24 protein-coding genes are annotated in these 24,160 nt (G+C 59.5%); 11 read left to right on the forward strand and 13 right to left on the reverse strand.

Annotated features, from left to right (window positions below; all coding sequences use genetic code 11):
- The first annotated feature begins 13 nt into the window (after positions 1-13).
- The 7 genes from RIB87_RS01345 (at position 14) to RIB87_RS01375 (ending at position 5,201) form a co-directional block, all read left to right on the forward strand.
- Positions 14-964, forward strand: a complete 951-nt coding sequence (locus RIB87_RS01345) for a phosphotransferase family protein (protein ID WP_350143509.1) — start codon at positions 14-16, stop codon at positions 962-964.
- Between the two features lie 25 nt (positions 965-989).
- Positions 990-1,370 (forward strand): DUF6285 domain-containing protein, encoded by a 381-nt coding sequence (locus tag RIB87_RS01350; protein ID WP_350142709.1) that lies wholly within the window; start codon positions 990-992, stop codon positions 1,368-1,370.
- Positions 1,367-2,164, forward strand: coding sequence for an enoyl-CoA hydratase/isomerase family protein (locus tag RIB87_RS01355; RefSeq protein WP_350142711.1), 798 nt, complete (start codon positions 1,367-1,369; stop codon positions 2,162-2,164). Before RIB87_RS01350 ends, RIB87_RS01355 begins: the two co-directional genes overlap by 4 nt.
- Positions 2,161-2,742 (forward strand): YceI family protein, encoded by a 582-nt coding sequence (locus tag RIB87_RS01360; RefSeq protein ID WP_350142714.1) that lies wholly within the window; start codon positions 2,161-2,163, stop codon positions 2,740-2,742. The genes RIB87_RS01355 and RIB87_RS01360 overlap by 4 nt, the downstream gene beginning before the upstream one ends.
- Before the next feature lie 33 nt (positions 2,743-2,775).
- Positions 2,776-3,936: a DUF3089 domain-containing protein gene (locus RIB87_RS01365; protein ID WP_350142716.1), complete on the forward strand. Its 1,161-nt coding sequence runs from the start codon at positions 2,776-2,778 to the stop codon at positions 3,934-3,936.
- Positions 3,937-4,104: 168 nt separating this feature from the next.
- A complete protein-coding gene (locus RIB87_RS01370; protein WP_350142718.1) occupies positions 4,105-4,650 on the forward strand; it encodes a hypothetical protein in 546 nt (181 codons plus the stop codon).
- 128 nt (positions 4,651-4,778) lie between these two features.
- Complete coding sequence (locus RIB87_RS01375) at positions 4,779-5,201, forward strand: PH domain-containing protein (RefSeq protein WP_350142720.1); 423 nt, start codon at positions 4,779-4,781, stop codon at positions 5,199-5,201.
- 64 nt (positions 5,202-5,265) lie between these two features.
- Here the strand turns inward: RIB87_RS01375 and RIB87_RS01380 are convergent, their stop codons facing one another.
- The 4 genes from RIB87_RS01380 to RIB87_RS01395 are packed head-to-tail and all read right to left on the reverse strand — an operon-like array spanning position 5,266 to position 9,123.
- Positions 5,266-6,468, reverse strand: a complete 1,203-nt coding sequence (locus RIB87_RS01380; protein ID WP_350142722.1) for an acetyl-CoA acetyltransferase — start codon at positions 6,466-6,468, stop codon at positions 5,266-5,268.
- Positions 6,469-6,527: 59 nt separating this feature from the next.
- Positions 6,528-6,899, reverse strand: a complete 372-nt coding sequence (locus RIB87_RS01385) for a DoxX family protein (RefSeq protein WP_350142724.1) — start codon at positions 6,897-6,899, stop codon at positions 6,528-6,530.
- A complete protein-coding gene (locus tag RIB87_RS01390) occupies positions 6,896-7,627 on the reverse strand; it encodes an alpha/beta fold hydrolase (RefSeq protein WP_350142726.1) in 732 nt (243 codons plus the stop codon). The genes RIB87_RS01385 and RIB87_RS01390 overlap by 4 nt, the downstream gene beginning before the upstream one ends.
- A complete protein-coding gene (locus RIB87_RS01395) occupies positions 7,627-9,123 on the reverse strand; it encodes a hydroxymethylglutaryl-CoA synthase family protein (RefSeq protein ID WP_350142728.1) in 1,497 nt (498 codons plus the stop codon). Before RIB87_RS01395 ends, RIB87_RS01390 begins: the two co-directional genes overlap by 1 nt.
- Positions 9,124-9,188: 65 nt before the next feature.
- Here RIB87_RS01395 and RIB87_RS01400 point away from each other — a divergent pair, with 65 nt between their 5' ends.
- Positions 9,189-9,689, forward strand: a complete 501-nt coding sequence (locus RIB87_RS01400; RefSeq protein WP_350142730.1) for a YbaN family protein — start codon at positions 9,189-9,191, stop codon at positions 9,687-9,689.
- A gap of 11 nt (positions 9,690-9,700) precedes the next feature.
- Here RIB87_RS01400 and RIB87_RS01405 read toward each other — a convergent pair whose 3' ends face one another.
- The 7 genes from RIB87_RS01405 to RIB87_RS01435 all read right to left on the reverse strand — a co-directional run bounded on the left by RIB87_RS01405 (position 9,701) and on the right by RIB87_RS01435 (position 18,215).
- Positions 9,701-9,919, reverse strand: a complete 219-nt coding sequence (locus RIB87_RS01405; RefSeq protein WP_350142732.1) for a hypothetical protein — start codon at positions 9,917-9,919, stop codon at positions 9,701-9,703.
- Between the two features lie 41 nt (positions 9,920-9,960).
- The gene (locus tag RIB87_RS01410) at positions 9,961-10,431 is read right to left on the reverse strand and encodes a DUF3237 domain-containing protein (protein ID WP_350142734.1); all 471 of its coding nucleotides are present in this window, start codon (positions 10,429-10,431) and stop codon (positions 9,961-9,963) included.
- Between the two features lie 79 nt (positions 10,432-10,510).
- The gene (locus RIB87_RS01415) at positions 10,511-12,193 is read right to left on the reverse strand and encodes a tetratricopeptide repeat protein (protein WP_350142736.1); all 1,683 of its coding nucleotides are present in this window, start codon (positions 12,191-12,193) and stop codon (positions 10,511-10,513) included.
- 222 nt (positions 12,194-12,415) lie between these two features.
- Positions 12,416-14,239 carry a glutamine--fructose-6-phosphate transaminase (isomerizing) gene (gene glmS / locus RIB87_RS01420; protein WP_350142738.1) on the reverse strand — a complete coding sequence of 608 codons (1,824 nt, stop codon included), beginning with the start codon at positions 14,237-14,239 and terminating at the stop codon, positions 12,416-12,418.
- Positions 14,240-14,242: 3 nt separating this feature from the next.
- A complete protein-coding gene (glmU, locus tag RIB87_RS01425) occupies positions 14,243-15,604 on the reverse strand; it encodes a bifunctional UDP-N-acetylglucosamine diphosphorylase/glucosamine-1-phosphate N-acetyltransferase GlmU (RefSeq protein ID WP_350142740.1) in 1,362 nt (453 codons plus the stop codon).
- A gap of 168 nt (positions 15,605-15,772) precedes the next feature.
- A complete protein-coding gene (locus RIB87_RS01430; protein WP_350142742.1) occupies positions 15,773-17,713 on the reverse strand; it encodes a polysaccharide biosynthesis protein in 1,941 nt (646 codons plus the stop codon).
- A gap of 190 nt (positions 17,714-17,903) precedes the next feature.
- Positions 17,904-18,215 (reverse strand): hypothetical protein, encoded by a 312-nt coding sequence (locus RIB87_RS01435; protein ID WP_350142744.1) that lies wholly within the window; start codon positions 18,213-18,215, stop codon positions 17,904-17,906.
- Positions 18,216-18,685: 470 nt separating this feature from the next.
- Here RIB87_RS01435 and RIB87_RS01440 point away from each other — a divergent pair, with 470 nt between their 5' ends.
- The 3 genes from RIB87_RS01440 (at position 18,686) to RIB87_RS01450 (ending at position 22,702) form a co-directional block, all read left to right on the forward strand.
- The gene (locus RIB87_RS01440) at positions 18,686-19,411 is read left to right on the forward strand and encodes an SPOR domain-containing protein (RefSeq protein WP_350142746.1); all 726 of its coding nucleotides are present in this window, start codon (positions 18,686-18,688) and stop codon (positions 19,409-19,411) included.
- A 247-nt stretch (positions 19,412-19,658) separates the two neighbouring features.
- Entirely contained in the window at positions 19,659-20,534 is an 876-nt protein-coding gene (locus RIB87_RS01445) for an esterase/lipase family protein (RefSeq protein WP_350142748.1), read from the forward strand.
- 134 nt (positions 20,535-20,668) lie between these two features.
- Positions 20,669-22,702 (forward strand): aldo/keto reductase, encoded by a 2,034-nt coding sequence (locus tag RIB87_RS01450; protein WP_350142750.1) that lies wholly within the window; start codon positions 20,669-20,671, stop codon positions 22,700-22,702.
- Between the two features lie 13 nt (positions 22,703-22,715).
- Here RIB87_RS01450 and RIB87_RS01455 read toward each other — a convergent pair whose 3' ends face one another.
- Together RIB87_RS01455 and RIB87_RS01460 are read right to left on the reverse strand one after the other, a co-directional pair.
- The gene (locus RIB87_RS01455) at positions 22,716-23,384 is read right to left on the reverse strand and encodes a glutathione S-transferase family protein (protein ID WP_350142752.1); all 669 of its coding nucleotides are present in this window, start codon (positions 23,382-23,384) and stop codon (positions 22,716-22,718) included.
- A gap of 86 nt (positions 23,385-23,470) precedes the next feature.
- Entirely contained in the window at positions 23,471-24,154 is a 684-nt protein-coding gene (locus tag RIB87_RS01460; RefSeq protein ID WP_350142754.1) for a TetR/AcrR family transcriptional regulator, read from the reverse strand.
- Positions 24,155-24,160: the final 6 nt, after the last annotated feature.

Raw genomic sequence — 24,160 nt, forward strand, 5'->3', positions numbered from 1 at the left:
CCTGCGTCGGGTAATGCCGGGTATTTCCCGCGTGACCGGCGTGCGTCGGTTGTCCGGTGGTGCCAGCCAGGAAACATGGTCGTTTGATGCACTCGCCGATCACAAAACACACCCGCTCATATTGCGGCGGACGCCGGGTGGCGGCTCCAACACCAAGCGCGACACTGCTGTGCCGCTTGCTACCGAAGCAGCCCTCATTCAGCTTGCTGAAAAACAGCAGGTGCCCGTGCCGCTGGTCACGCTGGTGCTGGAGGCATCTGATGGGTTGGGCGACGGCTTTGTGATGGGCCGTGTGGACGGCGAAACAATCGCCCGCAAGATTTTGCGTGACGCGGAGTTTGCGGATGCCCGCCCCAAGATGGCCCGCCAGTGCGGCGAGATACTTGCGCGCATCCACGCGGTGCCGCGGGACACATTGCCCGATATCCAGACATCGCCTGCTGCCTCTGAAATCAAAAAATACCGCGATATCTACACATCCATGAAGCACCCTCATCCGGTGTTTGAACTGGCTTTCCGCTACCTCGAAGATCATCTGCCGTCAGACGAAAACCTGACGCTCGTGCATGGCGACTTTCGCAACGGCAACCTCATGGTCGGCGCGGAGGGTGTGCGCGCAGTGCTTGATTGGGAACTGGCCCATATCGGCGACCCGATGGAAGACCTGGGCTGGATCTGCGTCAACTCGTGGCGCTTTGGCGAGATAGACAATCCCGTCGGTGGCTTTGGCGCGCGAGAGGATATGTTTGCGGGCTATGAAGCTGCAGGCGGTGCGCCCGTTGACCCTGACCGGGTCAAATACTGGGAGGTTCTGGGCACGCTCAAATGGGGCATCATGTGCATGATTATGGTGTCGGCGTTTGACAGCGGCATGGACCGCTCGGTTGAGCGCGCGGCCATTGGCAGACGCTCGTCAGAAACAGAAATCGACCTTCTCAATTTGCTGGCTCCCCGCACACGCTAGTGGCTTCCCCTGAAAGGCAGAACCCATGCAGGACCAACCCGCCGCCAAAGACCTTGTAACCGCCGTGCGCGAGTTCATTGAAACAGTCGCCATGCCCAAGCTTGAGGGTCATGCGGGGTTCCATGCCCGCGTTGCTGCAAACGCGCTGGCGATTGTTGAGCGCGAACTGGCCATCGCCCCGGTGGAAGACGCCCATGAAGCGGCGCGCCTTAACGGTTTGCTCGACAGGTTCGGCACGCTTCGCGAGCTCAACGACGCCCTGTGCAATGAAATCCGTGAGGGACACATAACGCTGGAAACGCCCGGCCTTGCAGACCATCTTTGGAAAACAACGCTCACGAAGCTGGCCATAGATCAGCCACGCTATGCTGCCTACAAACGCGCAATGCAGGAGAGTGCGTCATGATCATGATGTCGGATGACGGCCCCGTCGCGATTGTCACGTTTGAAAACCCACCCATGGGTTACATGAATCTGGAAATGGTGAAGGAGCTGGACCGCATAGTCGCCGCCCATGAGACCGACGACAATGTGCGCGCCATCGTCTTCACCGGTGGGCTGCCAAACGTGTTTATCCGCCACTACGATGTGGCCGAGATTGTGGCTGCCGGAGATTTTGTCCAGTCCACAGGACGCAGCGTTGACGACATAGTGGCAAGCGCCAAAGCCGAAACCGATATTTCCAACCTGTTCAATCGCGTGGACCAGTGCGCCAAGCCAACCATCGCTGCCATCAACGGCATGTGCATGGGGGGCGGATACGAGTTTGCGCTGTGTTGCGATATTCGGCTTGCAGGCGCAGGCGATTACACGATTGGCCTGCCCGAAACCAATGTCGGCATCTTCCCCGGCGCAGGCGGCACGCAGCGTCTGCCTCGCGTTGTAGGTGAAGCGCGCGCCCTTGAAATGATTTTGTGCGGCCGTGTCGCTGATCCGCGCGAAGCGGCGGAACTGGGCTTAGTTCACGAGCACATCTCAGGTGACGTGCTTGCGGCAGCCGTGGCGCTGGGCAAGGAACTGGCACAAAAAACGCCGCGGTCACTGGCTGCTGCCAAACAATTGGTGAAAGGCGCAACTCAGTTCCCCCTTGCAGAGGGGCTGGCAAACGAGCGGGCCGAGTTCATGCGGCTGCTGGCGGATGATGAGGAAGCCATGCAGCGGATGCGCGATTTTGTGTCCGGTGGCGGGGAAATCGCATGACACGGCTTTTGACATCTCTTGGCTTGCTGTTGGCACTTGCCCTGCCCGCCCACGCTGAAACGGTCGATCTCGATTTTGACCCGGACCACACCCACATCATGTTCACCGTGATGCACTTGGGCCTTGCCCGCACCTATGGTGAGTTTGAGAGGTTCGACGGGCGTATGGTGCTGGATACCAACCGCCCACAAAATGTGGTTCTCGAACTCACCATTGAAGTGGCCAGCCTCGACAGCGGCCTTGCTGCGCGCGACGAGAACCTGATGGGCGGTTCATGGTTTGATGCAGACGATCACCCCACCATGACCTTCGTAGCCACAGATTTTGAGGCGACCGACGACACCACCGGCACACTCACCGGAGACTTTACACTTCTGGGTGTAACCCGCCCTGTGGCGCTCAACGTGGTCTTTAACGGCAAGGCGTCGGACCCGTTTTCGCCGCGAAAAACACGCTGGGGTTTTTCAGCGACGGGTGCCATAAAGCGGTCTGATTTCGGCATGGACTTCGGCACGGGTTTTGTGGCCGATGACGTGGCTCTCATCATTGAGACCGAACTTTTGCAAATCAGCGACTAGGGTCGCATAAAATAATACGTACAAGGAATAATCATGCTGCGTTTTCTGGCCTGGGGCGCTGCCGGCGTCATTGCTGTTATTGCCGTGGCGCTGCTGGTGCTGTTCTTGTTTCGCGAGCAACTGACGGCGTTTTACCTCAATCCCGGTGAGCCGTTTGCCGCCATGACGCCGCCCTCCGCGCCCGACTATGAAAACCCCGATGCCTGGGCCGCCCTGCCCGGCCGCGCTGACCTTGCAGACTTAAGCCCGCCCGGCATGGCTCCTGCCGTGTCTGATGATGCTGCGCGTGTGGACGTGTTTTTCGTCCACCCCACAACCTACCTTTCCAGTGCAAGCTGGAATGCGCCGCTCGATGACGAACAATCCCAGCGCATCATGCAGGTTGGCGTCATGGGCCATCAGGCCAGCGCCTATAATCTGGCAGGCCGCATCTACGCGCCGCGCTACCGCCAGGCCACGCTCTATTCGTTTATGGAGCCGTGGGACGAACTGGCTGAACCACAGGGCCAACTGGCGCTTGATCTGGCCTATCAGGACGTGGCGCGCGCATTTGAAACCTACATCCGCCTTTACAACAATGGGCGTCCGTTCATTCTCGCGGCGCACAGTCAGGGCTCGCTGCATCTGCTGCGGCTGTTGCAGGACTACATGAAACGACCTGACCTGCTGGCGCGCATGGTCGCGGCGTATCCTGCGGGCATGTCGGTTCCGGCAAGTCTGTTTGACACCTACCTCAGTCACATCCCGCCCTGCGCGACACCGGAACAGACCGGGTGCCTTGTAAGCTGGAACACGTTTGGCCCGGACGGCAACCCGACGGTGTGGTTCGAGCAGCAGCGCATCTGGGAAGGCTCGCAGCTTGTGCCCGTCGCCGGGCGGGCGCTGAACTGCACCAACCCGCTAAGCTGGCGCACCGATGGCGAGCCCGCAGGCGGCGACCAGCACAAGGGTGCCATTCCCTATGCCGGCATTGAAAGCGACGAGCCGCTCACCCGCCTTGCAGACCCGCAGATGCTTGCGTTCAACGTCCAGTGCCGCGATGGCATTGCCTATATGGATGCCTCGCCACCTGATGAGTTTGGCGAACTGGTCATCGAAAACGACGATTATCATGTCTATGACTACAACCTGTTCTACGGCTCGATCCGTGAAAACGCTGCCTTGCGTGCGGCGGCATATCTGGCCCTCCAATAGCCACCATATGGCGATTGCTGCACCGCACTCCTGCCCCGTTGGCGTTTCCGCGCAGCGGGGATAGGCTTGCCATCAAGGAAACGTGTCCGCGACAAACATGACGGACCATCCGGGATGGAAGCAGGACGGCCCGTGCACCAGGCATCCGGGCCAAGGGGAGGACAAACCATGACGAAAAAACCAGCCAGACTCCGTCTGGCCGCAGCGCTTGCAGCCATTGCAGCGATGTTTGGCGCACCGGCAGCAAATGCGTTCACCGGCATAGAGCCTTTTCTCGGCCAGTGGCTGGGCGAAGGCGTGACAGCCTCAACAGGAGCCATGGAAAACGTGGATTTCCGGGGCACTGATCTGGACGTGCAGATTTATCCCAAGGGCGCGACGGGCTTTATCGTTTCGCAGCGCGAAGTCTTGTGGTCCGCTGGTGAGGAAGAACAGCATTCAATGACACTGGTGTTTGACCCAACGGACCAGCCGGGAGTGTTTGAAGCACAGACTGACTGTAATCCGGTATCAACCGTAGGCTGTGCCTGGGCCCGCATTGCCGGTGATACGCTCACCATCACCATGCTGTCGTTTCAGCGGGCCGACGAAGCCAATTATCGCGTGTATAAGCGCACCCTGACCGATAACGGCCTTGAACTTGCCTACAGCCATGTGGTGGACGACAAGGTTGCTGAGAGCTTTGAAGGCTTTGCCATTCGGCAGATCAACTAGCAGTTGGCGGTGGTTCCGGGCATCCGGTTTCACTCCGACAAGAGTAAAGCCGGTGTGCAAACACCGGCTTTTTTCGTTTCTCCGGCCATTTCCATTGCTACAGTGGCTGCGTCTGAGGAGACTTGGTGATGAGCTACGTCAGGGAAGTGCTGGGCGACGGGGAAGCGTTGCGGTATGAGGCCCGATTTCCCTGGTATCTCCATGCCTTTGCTTGGGGCTCCCTGCTGCTGCTGGGCCTCGTCGTCATTGGCATCCTCATCTTCCTGTCAATCATGATCCGTATCTGGACCACAGAAATGGTTGTTACCAGTGAGCGGGTTATCTACAAGCGCGGCTGGATCAGCCGCAGCACTGAAGAACTGGCGATTGACAGTGTTGAGGAAGTGAACCTGAACCAGGGCTTCATCGGCCGCATCTTCAACTTCGGCCGCATCGATATTCGCGGCAAGGGCGAAGGCCTGATCTCGCTTCCCAACATCGCCTCACCCGCCGCGTTCATCAAGGCACTGGCGGATGCCGAGACCCGGACGTCGCACCACTCCCACGCATAAGCAAAGTAAAAGGCCGGGAACGTGCCCCGGCCTTTTTCAATCGTCGCGGCTCTGGTTGCCGTTGCTAGGCTCCGTGGGCACCAATAATCGAGACCGAGCACACATTCTGTGATGGCGAGCCACCCAGATTGTGAGTCAGGCCGATTTTCGGGTCTGCCAGTTGCCGGGCATCGGCACGACCTTGTAGTTGCAGATACATTTCATAGAGCATCCGCAGACCTGACGCGCCGATGGGGTGGCCAAAGCATTTGAGACCGCCATCAATCTGGCATGGCACCTGACCGTCAGCATCATAAAAGCCATCCATCACATCTTTGACGGCACCGCCTTCAGGCGAAATGAACAGGTCTTCCATGGTCACAAGTTCGGTTACGGAGAAGCAGTCATGCACTTCCATCATCGAGACCTGCTCGCGGGGCTTGTCGATGCCAGCTTCCTGATAGGCCTTCCTGGCGGCAATGCGCGCTGTGTGGAAGTACGAGCCATCCCACGAATTGTGCTGGCTCTCCAGACCGTTGGATACAGAAAGCTGCAACGCCTTCACCGTTACGATGTCGTGTTTGCCCATGGCCTTGGCGATTTCAGGTGTGGTGACGATGGCAGCCGCCGCGCCGTCCGACACGCCGCAGCAATCAAACAGCCCAAGCGGCTCCGCAATCATCGGCGCATTCAGCACCTGCTCCTCAGTCACGGCCTTTTGCAGATGCGCCTTGCCGTTCTTCGCGCCGTTCTCGTGGCTCTTTACGGAGACATGCGCAATGGCGCGCTTGAGGTCATCTTTGGAGACGTTGTGCTTGGCGCGATACGCAGACGCAAGCTGCGCAAAGTTGCCCGGCGCAGAACCTGTGGGGGCCCACTGCGGAATGAGCGTGCCCATATTCCCCGTCGGCAGACCACCGTAGCCCGTATCTTTCAGCTTTTCAACACCAAGCGCCAGCGCAATGTCGCAGGCACCGGACGCGACGGCATACACCGCGCCGCGAAAGGCTTCGGACCCTGACGCGCAGAAGTTTTCAACGCGCGTGACCGCAATGTTCGGCAGCTTGAGGGCGATGGACAGCGGCGTGCCACCCTTGCCAGTGCCGATTTCGTCAATGTGGGTGGAGAACCACGCCGCATCCAGTTGCGTCGGCTCAACGCCTGCATCCTGCATGGCTTCGAGATACGCTTCCACCATCAGGTCTTCGGGGTCGCTGTCCCACCGCTCACCGAACTTCGAGCACCCCATGCCCAGAATGGCGACTTTGTCCTTGATGCCGCTTGCCATGTTGCCGTGTCCTCCTGTTGGCCACATACATGATGGGCCGGTTTCGATTTCAATAGCTGTCAGCGCTTAGAATAGCCCCATGCGGCGGCAACCAAAAGCCCGCCTAGAATGGCTGTATTCTTGATGAAAAGCTGAAGTTCGGTCATCACAATTTCTTCGGGCACCGCCCAGAAGTTATGCACGCCCACATTGATGGCCATGGTCAAAGCCGCCAGCACAAGCGCTGCAATCACTTCGCGGTAGCCGATAATCAGCATAGCGCCGAACACGATCTCGATCACGACTGATGCCCAATACAGCGGCACCATGAACGGCACCTCGCGGGCCACCATGATTTCCATGCCTGCCGCCGGATCAAGCGCTTTCATGATGCCGGGGACAAGAAAAAACAGGCCGAGCAATACACGGCCGACAATGCCAAGAAGGGTCATGATGAAAGGTCCATTTCTGATAGGGCCGTGCTGAGTGTGTCAGCCAGTGTCTCCGGCATCGACATGAAGGGCGAATGGTCGGTATCCAGATCAAAGGTCGGCATCCCGCGTTCACCACACATCACACGCTGAAGGTCGGGATGCACAGCCTTGTCATCAGTGCAGATAATGCCAAATGCAGGGAGTGTCATCGCTGCGTTGTACGGGTCTTCCAGGGCATCCGTCAGCGGCGTGATCGCCTGAGGGATAAGCCGATCCGCCGCAGCAGCTGCCGCATCGGGTGCGCAGTGCCCGTAAAACACTATCGCTGCGCCGCCTTCACGAATGGTCGTGTGCGTTCCGGTGGGGGCAAGGTCAACATAATCGTTCAATTCGGAGTCCGGTCCACTGCCTGCAAGTGCTGCAATGCTGTCGCCGTGCTGCGGCACGAACGCCGCCACGTACACCAGTCCCGCAAGGTTGGTTGAGTAACTGGCCGCCTGCGTGATGACGCCGCCACCCATGGAGTGGCCGACCAGAACCACAGGCCCACTTTGCGCATTCGCCACAGCCGCAACAGCGCGACCATAGTCTTCAAGCGTTGTCGTGGCGGGTGCCCCGTCGGACGTGTCATGACCCGGCAAATCAGGCGCGATCACTGTGTGGCCTTGCGCTTCAAGCAGCGGCACAAGGGTGTCCCAGCACCAGCCGCCATGCCATGCGCCGTGCACAAGAACGAGGGTTGCCACTATTCGGCCGCCTGCGCTGTTGCGCCAGCCTGGGCTGATACGCGCGGCACGGCCTTCCAGAAGTACCGGGTGAAACCGCGGCGGTCATCTTTCGAGTGAATGCGGAACGCCAGATCAACGTCCATTCCTGAATCCACCGTACCCGGAATAACATCCGTGAACGACATCATGATCCGTCCGCCTTCTTCAAAGGTAATCATGCCGTAGTGATTTGGCGGGCTCTTGGAAGCTGACAGATAGTCCGCCGACCACGACAGGATTTTTGCCTGCTTCTCTGCAAACTTGTACGGCTCCTGCGTATCCACTGTGTGATCGTTCGGATTGACCGAAATGCGCGAGCGGGGAAACTGCACCGTCCCCGTCTTGGAGCATTTGCCACCGACGAGACCCATGATCATGTCTTCGTTGCGGTAAAGCGTGGTGAGCGCAGTCTTGTTGTCCTGCTCGGCGCGCATCCCCTGCTCCCATTCAACCAGACCGTTGAACACAAGAAACTTCATGTAGTTGTCTTCAGGCCGACCTTGAGCCAGCGACCCGACAATGCCGCGTTTGTCTGAGATTGAGCCGATCAGATCCGTCGTTTCAAAAATCAGCGCGTCGCAGCCCTGACCAAACTGCAAAAGCAAAATCTTCTGGCCCGGCGTTGCCTCCTGCAACGCATGAACCAGCATCACCAGCCCGTGCGCCGCCCCTGCCTCACCGCACTGCATGGCAAGGTTGTCCCTCACCTTGTCAGGGTCAATGCCGGACTTTTTGGCAAGCGTTTCAGGCAGACGCGGGAACGTGCACGGCATCACGAAATGATCGATATCGTCCGCACTGACGCCGGTCTTTTCCAAAGCTGCCGCAATCGCCTTGGGCACGATCTTGGAAAAGCCCTCATCACGTATCCAGCGCTCTTCCCAGTTGTAATCAAACTCAGCCCCCTCACCGCGAAAGTGATCCACAAAATCCACGGTTTCAGTGTGTGAGCCGATGAACCTGGCGATGACGTTCTGCGTGCCCACAGTGAGTGCTGCACCGGCATCGCCAAAATCCATTTCCTGTGCGCTGGCAGCCCGCGTGCGGCGGTGTTCACCCGTCGCCACCAGCGCATTTTTAGCAGTGCCCGCCCCCACGGCATTGAGCGCCTGAATAAGCGCCGTCGTGCCCGCGCGCATTGTGGAGGTTATGTCGGCGGACTGAATGCCGCTTTCCAGCGTTAATGCGGCCGCAACCATGCCCGCGTTCAGCCGGTCGGCAAACGGCATGGTGGTTGAGGCAAAATAGATGGCATCAACGTGGCTGCGGTCATCATCGCGACCCAGACAGTCGCGCGCCGCCTCAACAGCCATGGTTATGGCATCTTCGTCCCAGTTTGCCATCGAGCGTTCACCCCTGGCCTTGCCCATTAAATTGGGTGCCAGCCATTGGTGTGCGGTCGCAACCGCCTTACGTTGAAGACGAAGGCGCGGAATATATCCGCCAATCGAGGTAAGACCGATGTCCTGGGTCATCAATGCGTTTCCCGTATCCCGTGTTGTTGAGTGTCGTTTGACCGGGAGTTTAGGGGGAATGAGCAATGCCGCACAACATGTCGAATGCAGCATCCGCCGCGCACGAGGCTTTGGCAAAGGTGGAGGCCAGTATGCCCCTACGGCATAATGACAGCGATCCCCTGATCAAGGAGGACGGCTGGTTGCATCTGTCCCGCCGCGGCATGTGGATAGCGGTCGGAGTGACATTTTTGCTGGTGGGTGCAATCGGCATTTTCCTGCCATTGATCCCCACCACGGGTCCGCTGATTGTGGCCGCATGGGCCTTCGCCAAAGGTTCCCCCACCCTGCACCGCTGGCTGATTTCCAACCGGCTGTTTGGACCGTTCATTGTTGAATGGGAAACCTACGGCGTTATCAAGCCGCGCGCCAAGGTGCTGGCGCTGAGCAGCATGGGGCTTGCCTCCGCATGGATGGCATTCGGGGCGCAGATGCACTGGGCGCTTGCGGCGCTTGGCATCGTCCTGTGCGCCGTGGGCGCCGTCTATGTGGCATCCCGCCCCTCGTCCCACGCGATTGCGGACTAGGAACAAGCCACCTAGGAATCAAGAATACGCGGCCCGCCCTCTTCGCTCAGCACCTCAACCGCCGCCAGCACCATTTCCCAGTGCGCATAGCCGTCCATGTCACCGGCAAAGCCAAGCTCTGACACGCGCATCATGGCAATGACCTGCGCATCCTCGCCATATTGCGCAATCAGGGTGCGTGCCGCTGATATGGCCTGCGCTTCGTCGCTTGTGTCATCGCGTACTGTCATGGATGGATATCTAGGCCACGCGCCGGGCAGGTCCAGTTGACCTATAAAATCTGATGGACGTCGTAGGCCACCCCGGTAGATGTGAGCCGTCCAACACCAACCGCCTGAATACGGTTCAGCCACGCATAACGCTCGTCGCCTGTTTCAAACAGCGGGCAGGTGCGGAAATAGTATTCGCCAGGATCGATTGTTTCAGCCGTTGCGCGGTTAAAGGCTTTCGGCTGAAGGTCGGCGGGAATATCCATGCGTCCGCCGTAGGTGGCGTAAATGATTGCCCCGTCATCGGTCTTGATGCAGGCGCGCACGTCAATTTGAAGGCAGCCGTCGCTGCGGATCAGCGCCCAGTCCCCGCCGCCAGGCAGCATGACGCCATTGACCTTGTCGCCTTTCACGGTGCCGTCTGCCACATAGGCGACCAGACGCATACCAAGCGGCCCGGCACCCACAGGAATAGACTCTTCCAGATCAGCCGACATCGTGAACAGAAACTGGCTCTTGAGTGCTGTAACCATTTGACTAACCCCTGTTTGGTTTCATCGCAAAGGTTAGTCGCGGCAGCATCCCGGCGCAAACGTCCGTGCGCGCACACCGCTAAAGTTTGGTGACGTAACAATCCTGGCCCTGCGCCTTCAGCGTACTGCACAGTGCTGCGGCTGAGCCTTTGGCTGCCATCGGTCCGACCCGCAACCTGAAATACGTGCCCTTGCCGGGCACCTGCGCACGCTGCACCATATGTTCACGGTCCTGCAGGACTGTGCCATGGCGACCGATAATGTCGGCCCATGCCGCCTGTGCCTCTGCCTCAGACCTGAAGCTCGCAAGCTGAACGCCAAAGCCCCCCTGGGCAACTTGCTGTTGCGCGGGTTGACGTGAAGCCGCGCGGGGTGTCGCCTCTATGCCTGCATAGTCAGCATAGGTGCGCGCGGCAGGTGTTGGCGTAGTGGCCGGTACCGAAACGGCAACCCCCGCCGTGACAGGACGCACGGCTTCACGATATGCATCTGCTGAAATACCTGGAAACGACAGTCCTGTTTGAGGTTGCGCGCCTGACTGCGCCGAACTCACGCGCACGGGGGCTGATGCCCGCGGCGAAACGGTAGCTGCGGCAACCTGCGTTTTGCCCGTGGAGGGCACCGTTAGCGCGGGCGAGGCATCGTCCAGCGTCAGCACCTCCCGGCTACCGGCGGGCAGAATGGTGGTTGTCCACGTGCCCATCATCGGCATGGGGGCCGCAGTCTGCACTGGCGGTTCGGGCTGCGCCAGAGTTGAACTGGCGGTTGTTATCCGCCGTGCTTCATCCATGCCTTGTGGCACTGCTGCGGCCCGCAACACTGGCGATACGGGGGAAACTGGCGATACGGGGGAAGGTGCCGCCTGTGGCAGTGCACTCAATGTCGGAGTGACCTCAATTGCCCGCGCTGCTGACCCGGCTTGCGCTGGGGGCGGCGGCAGCATTGCAGTTTCAACAGGTTTTACTGTTGTTTCGGCAACCTGCGCGACGGGCTCAGGCGCATCGCTTTCAACCGCTCTGGGTGCTGCCGCGGTCAACAAGGCAGAAGGGGCTGCTGGTAAGGCTGCCAGTGCCGCCGCCGCAGGGGCATAGTCCGGTGCAAGCGCCATTGCTTGTTTGAGGTCCGCCCGCGCGCCTTCGATGTCGCCCAATGCTTCCTTCGTGGCAGCCCTGCCGAAATGAGGTAGATGCGGCAGTGGGTTGCCCAGCTCTATGGATTTGTCGTAATCCGCAATTGCCGCTTCATACTGCCCCATGCGGCGAAGAACATTGGCGCGGTTGTTGTAGGCTGCGGCCATATCGGGCATTAGCGAAATCGCCAGATCAAAATCCTGCTTCGCGCGCTCCTGCTGGCCCAGATTGTCCAGCGCCGTACCGCGATTGTAATGCGCGCGCGCCCGCATGTTGTCCGGCAGTTCTTCGAGCCACAAAGCCGTCGTATAGTCAGCCGCTGCGTCGTTAAAGCGACCGTTTTTCTGATGAATGATGCCTCGGTGATAGTGCGATGCCGCCAGTAACCGTGGTGCCAGCGCATTGGTGGCAATCACATCGTTGAATAGCCGCAGCGCATCATCCAGTCGCCCGTCAATCAGCGCCTGCGTGGCGTCATTGACGCCGGCAACCAGCGCCTGCTCCGAAGGCCGGTCAGACGCGCCGGTTTGCGCATGACTTTCGGCAGGCATAAGGCCGACAAAAAGCATAGCAAAGCCCGCCAGCAAAATGCCCGATGCCTGCCTGCGTATTGTGTTGCAAATATTTGTCACGAATCGCTCCACCACGTCGCTGAGTGAACCTAGCAGACGCGCAGCCCGTTGAAACGGTTCGCCTGCCTGTTCGAGCGAACACCCTGGCATGGGATTGTTACGTCAGCGTGCGGAACAGCATTCGGTTTTAAGGTGCATTAACAGGGCAGTTAAGCCGTGTTCTCGTGCAAATGAGTCGAAATATATCTCAAATGCAAGCGGACATCCGCGCCCGTGTGCCGCTCACTCAACCGTGACGGATTTAGCCAGATTGCGCGGCTGATCCACGTCCGTGCCTTTGTGTACTGCCGTATGGTAGGCGATGAGCTGCAGCGGCACTGCATACAGAATAGGAGCCGTAAACGGGTCAACATCGGGCATCTGCAACAGCGCGCTTGCTTCGTCGCCGGCAATTTCAACGCCGCGCTTGTCGGACAGCAAAATGATCCGCCCGCCCCGCGCCATTACTTCCTGCATGTTGGATACAGTCTTTTCAAACAGTCGGTCGTAGGGGGCAATTACAATGACCGGCAACGCCTCATCAATCAGCGCAATCGGTCCGTGCTTGAGTTCGCCCGCCGGGTACCCCTCGGCGTGAATGTAGGAAATCTCCTTGAGTTTGAGCGCGCCCTCAAGTGCCAGCGGGTAGCTGACGCCACGCCCCAGATACAGCACGTCACGCGCGTTGGAGAGTTCAAGCGACAGTTTTTCAATTGCAGGCTCCAGACGCAACGCTTCTGACAGGTGGCGCGGCATTGCCGTCAGTTCGCCGGTCAGCCGGGCTTCTTCGGCGGCATCAATCATGCCGCGCGCCCGCGCGGTGGCAATGGCCAGCACCGACAGCACCATCAACTGGCAGACAAACGCTTTAGTGGAGGCCACGCCGATTTCAGGCCCTGCAAGTGTCGGGAAAATATGATCGGATTCCCGCGCGATCGTGCTCTCGGTAACATTGACGATGCTGGCAACATGCTGACCGTTGTCGCGACAGTAGCGCAGCGCCGCAAGCGTATCCGCAGTCTCGCCGGACTGGCTGATGAACAGAGCCAGTCCGCCGGGCGTCATTGCACCTTCGCGGTACCGGAACTCTGACGCCACATCCACCTCAACCGGCACGCGTGCCAGTTGCTCAAACCAGTATTTGGCAACCACGCCGGCGTAATAGGCCGTGCCGCAGGCAACGATGGTGATTTTGGGAATAGTCGCAAGATCAAACGGCAGGTCAGCCAGCCGGGTGGTCTGCGATGTAGGGTCCACATAATGCCCCAGCACATGGCCCGCCACTTCAGGCTGCTCATGTATTTCCTTGGCCATGAAATGGCGGTGGTTGCCTTTGTCCACTAGTCCGGCAGACACAGGCACAATCTGTATGGCGCGCGTCACCGGCTCACCGGCTGCATTGAACACATCCGCACGGGTGTCGGTAATCACCACCCGGTCGCCATCGTCCAGATAGGCCACGCGATTGGTCATGGGGGCAAGCGCAAACGCGTCTGACCCCAGATACATTTCCCCATCGCCATAGCCGACAGCCAGCGGGCTGCCTTCACGCGCGCCGATCATCAGGGATTGTTCGCCCTTGAAAATAATCGCCAGGGCAAACGCACCTTCGAGTTTTTCAAGCGTGGCCGCCACGGCATCTTGCGGCCCCATCCCGCTGGTGAGAAACCCGGTTATCAGATGCGCAATGACTTCGGTGTCCGTTTCGGATGAAAATACAGCACCGGACGCCTGAAGCTCCTCGCGCAGATCTTTGAAGTTTTCGATGATCCCGTTATGAACAACAGCCACATGGTCTGTTGCATGTGGATGGGCGTTGTCCTGTGTCGGTGCGCCATGGGTTGCCCAGCGCGTATGGCCAATGCCGATACGACCTGCCAGCGGCGAGGCGTCCAGTTCCCCGGCCAGTGCATTGAGCTTGCCCGTCGCGCGACGGCGCTCAATCGCACCGTCCACCAGGGTCGCAATGCCAGCACTGTCATAGCCGCGATATTCAAGCCGCCGCAGCGACTCCAGAATGATCGGCGCCACATCGCCTTTACCGATTATACCAACAATGCCGCACATGGGTCAGGCGCCTTTCTTTTTGGCTTTTTCCTTGCGGGCACGGAACTTTGCCGCCCAGCCGGGAACTTCTTTTTGCGGGGCACGCTCAACCGCCAGCGCATCCGCACTTACATCCTTGGTAATGACGCTGCCGGAGCCGGTGAACCCGCCGTCGCCAATGATGACGGGTGCCACCAAAGACGTGTTCGAGCCGATAAACGCCCCTGCTCCAATATCCGTGAAGTGCTTGTCGTAGCCATCATAGTTGCAGGTGATGGTGCCCGCGCCCACGTTGGCGTTTTCGCCGATACGTGCGTCGCCAATATAGGAAAGGTGGCTCACCTTGGCGCCCGCCTCGATGGTGGCCTTCTTGACCTCAACGAAGTTTCCAATCTTGGCACCGGAACCAATATCGGCACCGGGGCGCAGCCGCGCAAAGGGGCCAACACTTGCCCCCGTCGCCACCCGCGCCCCTTCAACATGCGAAAACGCTTTTATGGTTGCGCCGTCTTCCACGACAGCGCCGGGTCCGAACACCACATGCGGCTCAACGACAACGTCACGGCCAAGCTGCGTGTCATGGCTGAAAAAGACCGTATCCGGAGCAATCAGTGTTGCCCCCTCATCCATGGCCCTGGCCCGCAGCCGCGCCTGCAACAGCCCCTCTGCGCGGGCCAGCTCGCTGCGCGAGTTAATGCCGTGGACTTCATCTTCCGGTGCAACAGCAAAAGAGCACGCCAGACCGCGCGCGCGGGCGACCTTTACAACATCAGGCAGGTAGTATTCGCCCTGCGCATTGTCATTGTCGATTGCGCTGAGAATGTCCCACGCATGTGCGCCATCCATGAAAATGGCATTGGAGTTACACAGCGTGGCAGTTTTTTCAGCGGCCGTCGCATCCTTGTTCTCGACAATGCGGTCAAGTGCGCCAGCCTCGTCAACAATCAGCCGTCCATAGGCGTGCGGGCCTGAACACTCAAAGCCAAGCACTGACACAGCAGCGCCGCCATCAAGGCCGTGTTGCAGGTCACGCAGCGTGTCCGTCCGGATCAGCGGCACGTCGCCGTTGAGGATCATCAGGTTGCCGTCGAATCCGGCCAGCGCGTCACGGGCCGCAAGCACGGCGTGCGCGGTGCCCAGGCGCTCAGTCTGTATTGCGGCTATGGCGCCGGGCACGCCCTCAACCACATGCTCCATGCCCGGACCAACGACGATCACCAAGTGGGCCGGGTCAAGCGCCTGCGGGGCCGACGCGGCGTGACCAAGCACAGTTTTGCCGGCAATCTTGTGCAGCACCTTGGGAATGTCGGAGCGCATACGTGTGCCCTTGCCCGCAGCGAGAATAATCACGGCAAAGGGGCGGCTCCGCGCTGTATCAGCAGTCATTCCTTAGGTCTCCGGTTTCAGGCCTGCATGTCCTGCTGGGTAACAAACAAAGCGCAGGGCGGTCTATGGCGCATTGCATACGGCAGCGCTGCGGTTAATCGAAATAAAGTATGATTGCCGAGCGTTACCATTACGTAGCCAAACCGGCAGGTAATTCCGGCACGTGATTTATGGCCCGCCTGCAGGCAGGGTTTCCCCTGCCTTCGCCGCCGCCCTAACGGCTGACTGCAAATCAACCTGGGCCTCAAGCGAGGCGCGCACGCCGGGCTGGTCGCCGTCGCGGGCCAGAGCCACAATCTGATCAACGGCATTGCCGATTTGCGCCAGTGGCCCGACGGCAGGCCGCGCCAGCAACAGCCCCGGATGGCCCGACGGCAGGTGTTCCTCGCGCCGGTCAAACAGGGGTTCTGACAACCGCTCTCCGGGTCGTGTGCCGGTAATCCTGATTTCAATATCCTTGTCCGGCTCAAGCCCCGCCAGCCTGATCATCTGCCGTGCCATATCGATGATGCGCACGGGCTCGCCCATATCCAGCACGACGATGGCCCCTACATTGCCTTCCGGCCCCTGCTCGCGGGCACTCGCATACAGCACCAGTTGCACAGCCTCGCGAATGGTCATGAAGTAGCGCACCATTTCGGGGTCGGTTACCGTCAGCGGTCCGCCCTTCGCAAGCTGCTTTTGAAACAGCGGCACCACCGAGCCCGCCGACCCCAGCACGTTGCCAAAGCGAACCGTTACAAACCGGGTGCCGTGCGTGTGGTTTCGCTGGTCAATATCAAGCGCCTGCGCATAGGCCTCCGCCAGTCGCTTCGACGCACCCATGATGCTGACGGGGTCAGACGCCTTGTCGGTGGAAATCAACACCATCACGTCAGCACCGTGGCGCACGCAGGCATCAGCCACGTTGCGGCTGCCAAGTACGTTGGTCAGCACGGCTTCAGCGGGTTGCGGCTCCAGCAGCGGCACATGCTTGAGGGCCGCAGCATGAAACACCACCTGCGGCTTAACCTCGCAAAAAACAGCATCAATGCGTTTTTCGTCACGCACATCACACAGATAAGCCGTACGCGGAATGTCGGGAAAGTCCTCGCCCATTACGCGGTCGATTTCGTAAAGATTGTATTCGCCGTAATCCAGCAGCGCGACAGACGCGGGCTCAAAGCCTGCAATCTGGCGCACCAGTTCAGACCCTATGGATCCGCCCGCTCCGGTCACCACAATCCGTCGCCCTGCCAGAAGCGAGCGCATGGCCGTTTTATCAAGTTGCGCCTGCGGGCGGCTCAACAGGTCTTCCACATCCACCGGCTGAACTTCAAGGCGCGAGCCATCTTCTTTGCGCAGCGTGCTTTGCGCGGGAATGCGGTCCAGTCGCATATCAAGGTCGGAAGCCACCTGCAGCAGTTGGGAGGTGCTAAATTTGCTGGGCTCATCTGATGTCAGCACCAGCCTTTCTGGTCGTGCGCCCCGCCCGGCCAGTTTCTCCACGATGTCGGGAAGTTTGTTCAATGGTCCGTGCACCCGCACACCGCGTATGGTCGTGCCGATACGGGCCGGGTCGTCATCCACAATGCCAATGACCCGATACGGAGAATCCGCATCGCGCAGCATCTGGCGCTGAAACGCCTCGGCCTGGTCTGTCGCCCCGACAATAAGCACCGGCACGCGCCAGTGGGTGCCGCGCTCCAGAAGCGTCGCCATGCGTCCATCGCGGTAGGCTCGGTAAATCAGGCGGGGGCCTGCCAGCAGCGCTGCGAACACAAACATGTTGATGAGTACAACCGATCGCGGCATCAGCTCTGCGCGAAACAGCACAAAGAGCGCAAGCAGGAAAATGAGATTGGCAATGACCGACACACGCCCGATGCGAAGCGCATCGTCTATCGATGCATAGCGCCACGACCCGCGGTCAAGCCGGGAGGCTCCCACCACACCCATGGCGACAATCACAAATACAAGCCACGCCTCAGTGAGCTGCAAAAGCTCGTTGGTTACTGCCTCGTCCCCAAGTCGCAGCACAACAGAGACAGGAAACGCAAGCGTGGCCGCCAGCAAATCATGAGCAATGATTACCGCGCGGCGCGTGGACTTTTGGGTCAGCAGTGTCATGGGGTGGTTTGCGGTGCTTCTGCCAGGTGCCGGGCCGGTGATACAGCGCGTCGGTCGCCGACTGCGCTTTCCTGATCAGCCAAGTAGCAGAGCCAGCCTCGCGCTGCAAAACATGGTTGCAGGTCGGCAGCACACAAAAACCGAATATCAGTGCGGGGTGAGCAATGATTAGCCCCTGATCAACCCTTGATCAACCTTGGGCCATGCTGCGCGGGCCATAGCGCTTCTTGGTATTTGCCGGTGCGCGGCGCGCAGCCACCGCGCGGCGACGTTTGACCGGCCGCGGCGAAGGAGCACCTGCGGGGCCTTTGGGGTCCGTCCCTGATCTGTCGATGGCGGACATCAGCGCACTCAACTGGTCCACCAGTCTCGCCGCTTCCCGGCGAGATGCCTGCGCGCTTTGCACGGCGCTGCTGACCCCGTGAATCAAGGCAAGCAGGATGATCGACACCACAAATGCGCCGATGCCGATTAGCCCCTCAATTGGTAGTGCCTCAAACATTGTTGGCTTTCCTTCCCACCAGACAGCCAGAGGTCTGCCGATCTCACCGACCAGACCCCAACCTTAAGTCGCGCCGACACGGCACGGCAATTTCAATTCCCTACAGCGTTTGCACAATCCGGGCCGTTCTGACCCGATCTGGCACACACCCCCCCTAAACCATGAAGCCATAAGGAAAAATGCCGAAGGAACATTGATTTTCTTGGTTAATTTTGGAGCATTGGCACGCTGCAAAAAGGCCAAAATGCCCATTTGTTAATCATTTTGGCGCGCAGCGATGCAAAATAGCCAGAATGGCCGAGGCATACGAGGACAATAGCCTGCCATGCTGTTTGACGGGACGCAGTGGCAGGTTTACCAGCGAAGCAGAGTTTTTTTGACTTGATTCGCATATCTTGAGGCGCGCTTACATGTGGAGTAGGAGCCTTATATCCGCGAACAGTGCGACAATCGGGAGGCGACGTAACGTGATGGCGAGGTCGTCGGTCACTCCCCCCGCCGGCATCCGTGGCGGCGCCCTTCGCGTTGCTGTTGTCGCCTCACTTTCAGCTCTCACGCTTATTGGCTGCGCGGATGGCGGGGCTGATCCGATCACCACAGCGTCGATACCAAACGGATCAACTGTCGGCGGTCTGCCACCTGGCGTGCCCGGCGAAACTCTTGAGGCGCGCCTTGCCCGCCTCGAGTTCGATCTCGCGCAACTCAAGCTGGATTATTCAATCGTACGCCCGTCGTTTGAAATGCTGGTCAGCCGCGAGAAGGATTTGGACCTGCGTCTCGCCGTCATGGAAGATGCGCTTGGGCCAATTACCGCCTCAATTCCACGCACCAGTGACCCGTCGTCACCACCCCCACCGCGTCCGGCACCCACGGCAACCGCGCCCCAACCTGAAATGCCCGCGAGCCCTGCTCCAACTGCGCCAGATACCGCAGAGGCGATCGGCCTGCACCTGGCGTCTTACCGGTCGCGCGATCGTTTGGCGGACGGCTGGGCAGAACTTCTGGCTAATCATCCCGCTGAATTGTCCGGTTTGAACGTGCGAATCCAGCGAATCGACACCGGTGAAAGTGGTGTATTTCAGAGACTCCTCGCGGGTCCTGTTGCTTCGCGCACCGCCGCTGATGGGCTGTGTCGCGCGCTCTCGACGCAGGGTGTGTACTGCAAAACTGTCGCTTTTTCAGGCGATGCGCTCTAGCGCGCGCCGTGCGTCTGCGCAGAATATGTTCGTAAATACCGCCACATAACATGACTCCACATACAAATTAGACTTTCTGCAGCGGCACAACTCCAGCGCTTGTCCAAGGATTAGGCGGCCGATAAACTGCTAAAAAAATAGGCAGAGTGCGATTGCGAAAAAGGCATGACATGCCCATATAAAAGGCGTCACACTTGCGTGGAATTGTATCCATGATGAAGGAATCGCGGCTTTCGCGATCAGGCGTATGCCAGTCAAAACCACAATCGACATTCTCCGCCTTCAGGGCGACGCTCTGTGGGCCGGTGGCGAGTTCGCCGCGAAAATACTAACTGAGCCTTTGCTGGATCAGATGGCCCCGCGCGGCGATGGGCGTACGCCTGTTCTTACGCTGCCGGGCTTCTCTGGCCCTGAAGTATCGCTGCGCCCGCTCAACCGGTTTTTGAACAAGCGCGGTTTTGTGGCTGACAGTTGGGGCCTGGGCATCAACCGCGGTCCTGAAAGCATGGAATACATCGCCACGCTTGGTCGTCTGCTGGGTGACCGGATCAAGATGATGGCGGACGAACACGGCAAGGCCGTGTCCCTTATTGGTCAGAGCCTCGGCGGTATTTACTCCCGCGAACTGGCGCGCATGTTCCCTGACGAAGTTGACCGCGTCATCACGCTGGGAAGCCCGGCACACGTGAAGGCAGATCAGCAGCACCTCATCAACAAGGGGGTGGGGTTCGCCATGCGCTGGTTTACCGGACGCCCGGTCGAAGAATTGCTGAACGAAGCCGAGCTTGAAAACCTGTCGCTGCACAGCCCGCCCCCGGGCGTGCCGCTGGTTGCGATTTTCAGCCCATATGATGGCATCGCCCATGCAGACACCACGTCCATTCCGAAGGAATATCTTGATCTCAACGACGGTGTGCCGCGCGAAAACATCGAGATCGTCTGTTCGCATATCGGCATGGGCGTAAACCCGCTGGTGCTGCTCGCGGTTGCAGACCGTCTGGTCGCTGACCGCGATAACTGGCAGGGTTTTGACGCACGCAGCTACGTGCCTGGCCCGCTGAAAGGCCTTCCGCAGCTTTTTTTCCCCGAGCCGGCAATGCTCGCGCGCAGTAGCTACGCCTGAGCAGCGACGCCTGATCTGCAGTCCCGCCCCGTATTTGAATTGACGCGCCACAAAAGAGGTGCGATTGAGCCATCCGCTGGCGGCTCCCAAGTGGCTGGCATTTTTCCATCAGACACACATTGAAGTGAGGGCGCATGTCCGGTCTCTCTTGGGGCATTCTTGGCACCGGCTCGATTGCACATGCATTCGCGCGCGCGGTTGCCAAAAGCGAAACCTGCACTCTGGCGCGCACCGGCAGCCGCGCCAGCACCTCAGCGCAGGCCTTTGTCGAGAAGCTGAAATCTGACGATAACCCGCGTGTGGCTGCGGGCGCACAGGCGTTCGCTTCATCCGGTAGTTATGAAGCACTGCTGGCCGACCCGGCGGTAGATGCAGTCTATATCGCCACCCCCCATACGAGCCATGCCCAATGGGCCATTCGCGCTGCCCAGGCCGGAAAACACGTGCTGGTGGAAAAACCCGCAGCCCTCAATCACGCCGACACAATGGCCATGGTGGAAGCGGCCCGCGCGGCAAATGTTTTTTTCATGGAAGCCTTCATGTATCGGCTGGCTCCGCAAACGCGCACGCTGGTGGAGATGATTGAGCATGGCGATATAGGTAGTGTGCGGACGATAGAGGCCAGCTTCGGTTACCATGCGCCGTTCAATGCGCAAAGCCGACTGTTTGCCAATGATCTGGGCGGCGGCGGCATTATGGATGTGGGGCTATACCCCGTTTCGTTCGCCCGCCTTGTGGCGGGTGCCAATGCCAAGACCGGCTTTATGAATCCAACAAGTGTGAAGGGTGCGGCACGTCTGGGTGAAACGGGTGTTGACGAATGGGCCGCAGCCCTCATGACGTTTGACTACGACGTGATCGCGCAGCTTTCCACCGGCGTTTCAGCCTGGTTGCCCAACACGGCCAACGTCTATGGCGAAACCGGATCACTCCATCTGCAAGGCCCCTGGCATGCTGCGGGCGTGGAAGGCGGCACGTCCAAAATTGAGTTGCGGCGCTTTGGCAAAGCTCCGGAGTTCATTGAGGTCACACAGGACAAGTGGCTGTATGAAATTGAAGCCGACCATGTGGCCGAGTGCATTTCAAAAGGCCTGACCGAAAGCCCGCTGGTGCCGACAGCGGATACACTGGGCAACATGCGCGCGCTTGATGCATGGCGCGAAACTGCGCGCTTCCGCTATACGTCGGAAGCCATCACATCGGGCTGGCCAACGGCAAGCCGCCTGCCCCTGCAGGTGTCGCCGGATGCGCCCATGCAGATGCGCACGATCAGGGGCGTGGCAAAGCCGGTGTCGGCGCTCATCATGGGCTGCGACAACCAGACATCCATGCCACACGCAGCAGTGCAGTTTGATGATTTTGTCACGCAGGGCGGCAACTGTTTTGATACCGCCCATTTGTATGGCGACGGCATCATGGAAAAGCTTCTGGGCCGCTGGATGCAGGACCGGGGCATCCGCGATGACCTGGTGCTGATCTGCAAGGGGGCCCATACCCCTGACTGCCGCCCGGATGCCGTGCGCCCGCAACTCGAAGAGAGTCTGGAGCGTCTGCGCACCGACCGCGCCGATATTTATTTTCTGCACCGCGATGACCCGCAGGTGCCGATCGGCGAATGGGTTGATTTGCTCAACGAGCTGAAGGACGAAGGCAGGATCAGCGTTTTCGGTGGCTCCAACTGGACCAAGGAACGCATGGCCGAAGCCAACGCCTATGCCGCCGCCAACAACAAGCAGGGCTTTGGCGTTCTGTCCAACAACTTCTCGTTGGCGCGCATGAATAACCCCATCTGGCCCGGCGTTATGGCGTGTTCGGACGATGACTACCGCGCGTGGCTTGAGGAAACCAACACTGCCCTGTTCTCGTGGTCATCACAGGCGCGCGGCTTCTTCACGGAACGTGCCGGCCCCGACATCAAGACCGACGCCGACCTCGTCTACGCATTTTACAGCGACGACAATTTCGAGCGTCGCCGCCGCGCCTACGAGCTGGCAGAGAAAAAAGGCGTCGAGCCAATGACCATCGCGCTTGCTTATGTGCTGGCCCAGAAAATGCCGACCTGTGCACTGGTCGGCCCGCGCACGCTGTCAGAATTGCGCACGTCCCTCGCTGTATTCAGCATCGGCCTGAGCAGTGATGAGGTCGCGTGGCTGGATTTGCGCAGTTAGGCTCGCAGTGACGCTAGGCCACAGCCGTTGCCGCAAACAACGGCGCGTCTGCGTCTATCAGCACCTTGAAGCTGGCGCGCGCGTGTATGCGGTCCACGTAGGTGGCAAGGGCTGGCCATTTGGCATCGTCCGGCGTGAAGCCTGCATATTTCAGGTTCACAAACTGCGTTGCCACGGCAATGTCCGCGATTGAAAACGCACCGCCGGCAAAATACTCATTATCGCCAATCTGCGTGGTCAGGTAGTCGAACATGGCGGGCATACGTTCGTTCATCGTTTCAGCCGCTTTTGCCTTGTCCTGTTCCTTGCCCATGAGGGCCGCCAGCGCGACAGGGCGAAAGACACCCATGCCGATGGCATTTGCCATTTCGGTATCGGCATATTCTTCAAGCCAGCACGCGCGGCCGTGTTCCCAGGCATCGGCGGGATAGAGCGACGGCTCGGGGAATGCGTGTTCCGCATACGCACAAATGGCGGAGGAATCGGCAATTGTGTTTGGTTCCGCGCGGTCCGTGTCCTGCAGCACCGGAATACGCTTGAGCGGGCTCATGTCCTTGAACCAGTCAGGCATCGGAAAAATATTGACGTTCTTGTGCTGGTAGTCCGCGCCTTTCTCAGCCAGAAAAACACGTACCTTGCGCACGAAGGGTGACGGTCCTGCACCGTAAACAATCAAAGCCATGGGGGGTGTTCCCTATTTTGTGTCAGTCGTTGGAGTATGTGATCAAGTGGGTGGGATGAACCCGCCGGCAGATCATGCAGGCAGTATCAGGCACCCGGCTCCGGTTCTGCCGTAAGCCCCGGTTCTGCCGTCAGAAATCCCGCAAGGCACGCCGCCGCTTCATCGATAGCCCATTGCGGCGGTGCCGCCTCGCCTGCCGTGATGTCGCGTGCATAGTCAGCCATCAGTGTAATGCATAATGTCGGCAGACGGCGCATACGCGCATTTCGGGTCGCACGCGGCAAATGCCCAAGCACAGGCGCAAGCCTGTCGCGCACTTCGCGCACGCCGTCCGGCGCAAAGTCAGCAATCAGCTTGTCCACATCGAAGCGTGGATCGGCGGCAATTTGCATCAGGAAGGTTGCGTAGAGTCGTCCGCCCTCCTCCGCGCAGGCATCCAGCATCGGCGCGATAGCTGCTTGCATCAGGCTGGTGACATCGCCCCTGGTCCCGATCTCATCATGCGAGGCAATGATTGCCAGTCGCTGGTCATCAATCGCCCGGATGCGATCCGCGAAAACGGCGCGGATAAGCGCCTCCTTGCTGCCGAAATGATAGTGGAGCGCAGACTCGTTGCGGGCCCCGGCAGCGCGCGTGATGTCGCGTACGCTCACCGCGCCCAATCCGTTTTCGGCAAACAGCCGCTCAGCCGCGCGAATAAGTTTGGTTTTTGTATTGCCGGGCGAGGAAGAAGGTTTTTGCTGCATTGCCATAAAAATAATGTGAGACATTAGGCG

Source organism: Pyruvatibacter sp., assembly GCF_040219635.1.
Lineage (GTDB): Bacteria > Pseudomonadota > Alphaproteobacteria > CGMCC-115125 > CGMCC-115125 > Pyruvatibacter.

What these genes read in the sequence shown, in the direction of transcription:
- RIB87_RS01355 (WP_350142711.1), top strand. Translation starts at nt 1,367, where the DNA reads ATGATCATGATGTCGGATGACGGCCCCGTCGCGATTGTCACGTTTGAA.
- RIB87_RS01345 (WP_350143509.1), top strand. Translation starts at nt 14, where the DNA reads ATGCCGGGTATTTCCCGCGTGACCGGCGTGCGTCGGTTGTCCGGTGGT.
- RIB87_RS01385 (WP_350142724.1), bottom strand. Translation starts at nt 6,899, where the DNA reads ATGACCCTTCTTGGCATTGTCGGCCGTGTATTGCTCGGCCTGTTTTTT.
- RIB87_RS01400 (WP_350142730.1), top strand. Translation starts at nt 9,189, where the DNA reads ATGCCGCACAACATGTCGAATGCAGCATCCGCCGCGCACGAGGCTTTG.
- RIB87_RS01395 (WP_350142728.1), bottom strand. Translation starts at nt 9,123, where the DNA reads ATGACCCAGGACATCGGTCTTACCTCGATTGGCGGATATATTCCGCGC.
- RIB87_RS01360 (WP_350142714.1), top strand. Translation starts at nt 2,161, where the DNA reads ATGACACGGCTTTTGACATCTCTTGGCTTGCTGTTGGCACTTGCCCTG.
- RIB87_RS01405 (WP_350142732.1), bottom strand. Translation starts at nt 9,919, where the DNA reads ATGACAGTACGCGATGACACAAGCGACGAAGCGCAGGCCATATCAGCG.
- RIB87_RS01350 (WP_350142709.1), top strand. Translation starts at nt 990, where the DNA reads ATGCAGGACCAACCCGCCGCCAAAGACCTTGTAACCGCCGTGCGCGAG.
- RIB87_RS01450 (WP_350142750.1), top strand. Translation starts at nt 20,669, where the DNA reads ATGTCCGGTCTCTCTTGGGGCATTCTTGGCACCGGCTCGATTGCACAT.
- RIB87_RS01440 (WP_350142746.1), top strand. Translation starts at nt 18,686, where the DNA reads ATGGCGAGGTCGTCGGTCACTCCCCCCGCCGGCATCCGTGGCGGCGCC.
- RIB87_RS01365 (WP_350142716.1), top strand. Translation starts at nt 2,776, where the DNA reads ATGCTGCGTTTTCTGGCCTGGGGCGCTGCCGGCGTCATTGCTGTTATT.
- RIB87_RS01410 (WP_350142734.1), bottom strand. Translation starts at nt 10,431, where the DNA reads ATGGTTACAGCACTCAAGAGCCAGTTTCTGTTCACGATGTCGGCTGAT.
- glmS (WP_350142738.1), bottom strand. Translation starts at nt 14,239, where the DNA reads ATGTGCGGCATTGTTGGTATAATCGGTAAAGGCGATGTGGCGCCGATC.
- glmU (WP_350142740.1), bottom strand. Translation starts at nt 15,604, where the DNA reads ATGACTGCTGATACAGCGCGGAGCCGCCCCTTTGCCGTGATTATTCTC.
- RIB87_RS01375 (WP_350142720.1), top strand. Translation starts at nt 4,779, where the DNA reads ATGAGCTACGTCAGGGAAGTGCTGGGCGACGGGGAAGCGTTGCGGTAT.
- RIB87_RS01455 (WP_350142752.1), bottom strand. Translation starts at nt 23,384, where the DNA reads ATGGCTTTGATTGTTTACGGTGCAGGACCGTCACCCTTCGTGCGCAAG.
- RIB87_RS01380 (WP_350142722.1), bottom strand. Translation starts at nt 6,468, where the DNA reads ATGGCAAGCGGCATCAAGGACAAAGTCGCCATTCTGGGCATGGGGTGC.
- RIB87_RS01435 (WP_350142744.1), bottom strand. Translation starts at nt 18,215, where the DNA reads ATGTTTGAGGCACTACCAATTGAGGGGCTAATCGGCATCGGCGCATTT.
- RIB87_RS01445 (WP_350142748.1), top strand. Translation starts at nt 19,659, where the DNA reads ATGCCAGTCAAAACCACAATCGACATTCTCCGCCTTCAGGGCGACGCT.
- RIB87_RS01430 (WP_350142742.1), bottom strand. Translation starts at nt 17,713, where the DNA reads ATGACACTGCTGACCCAAAAGTCCACGCGCCGCGCGGTAATCATTGCT.
- RIB87_RS01370 (WP_350142718.1), top strand. Translation starts at nt 4,105, where the DNA reads ATGACGAAAAAACCAGCCAGACTCCGTCTGGCCGCAGCGCTTGCAGCC.
- RIB87_RS01460 (WP_350142754.1), bottom strand. Translation starts at nt 24,154, where the DNA reads ATGTCTCACATTATTTTTATGGCAATGCAGCAAAAACCTTCTTCCTCG.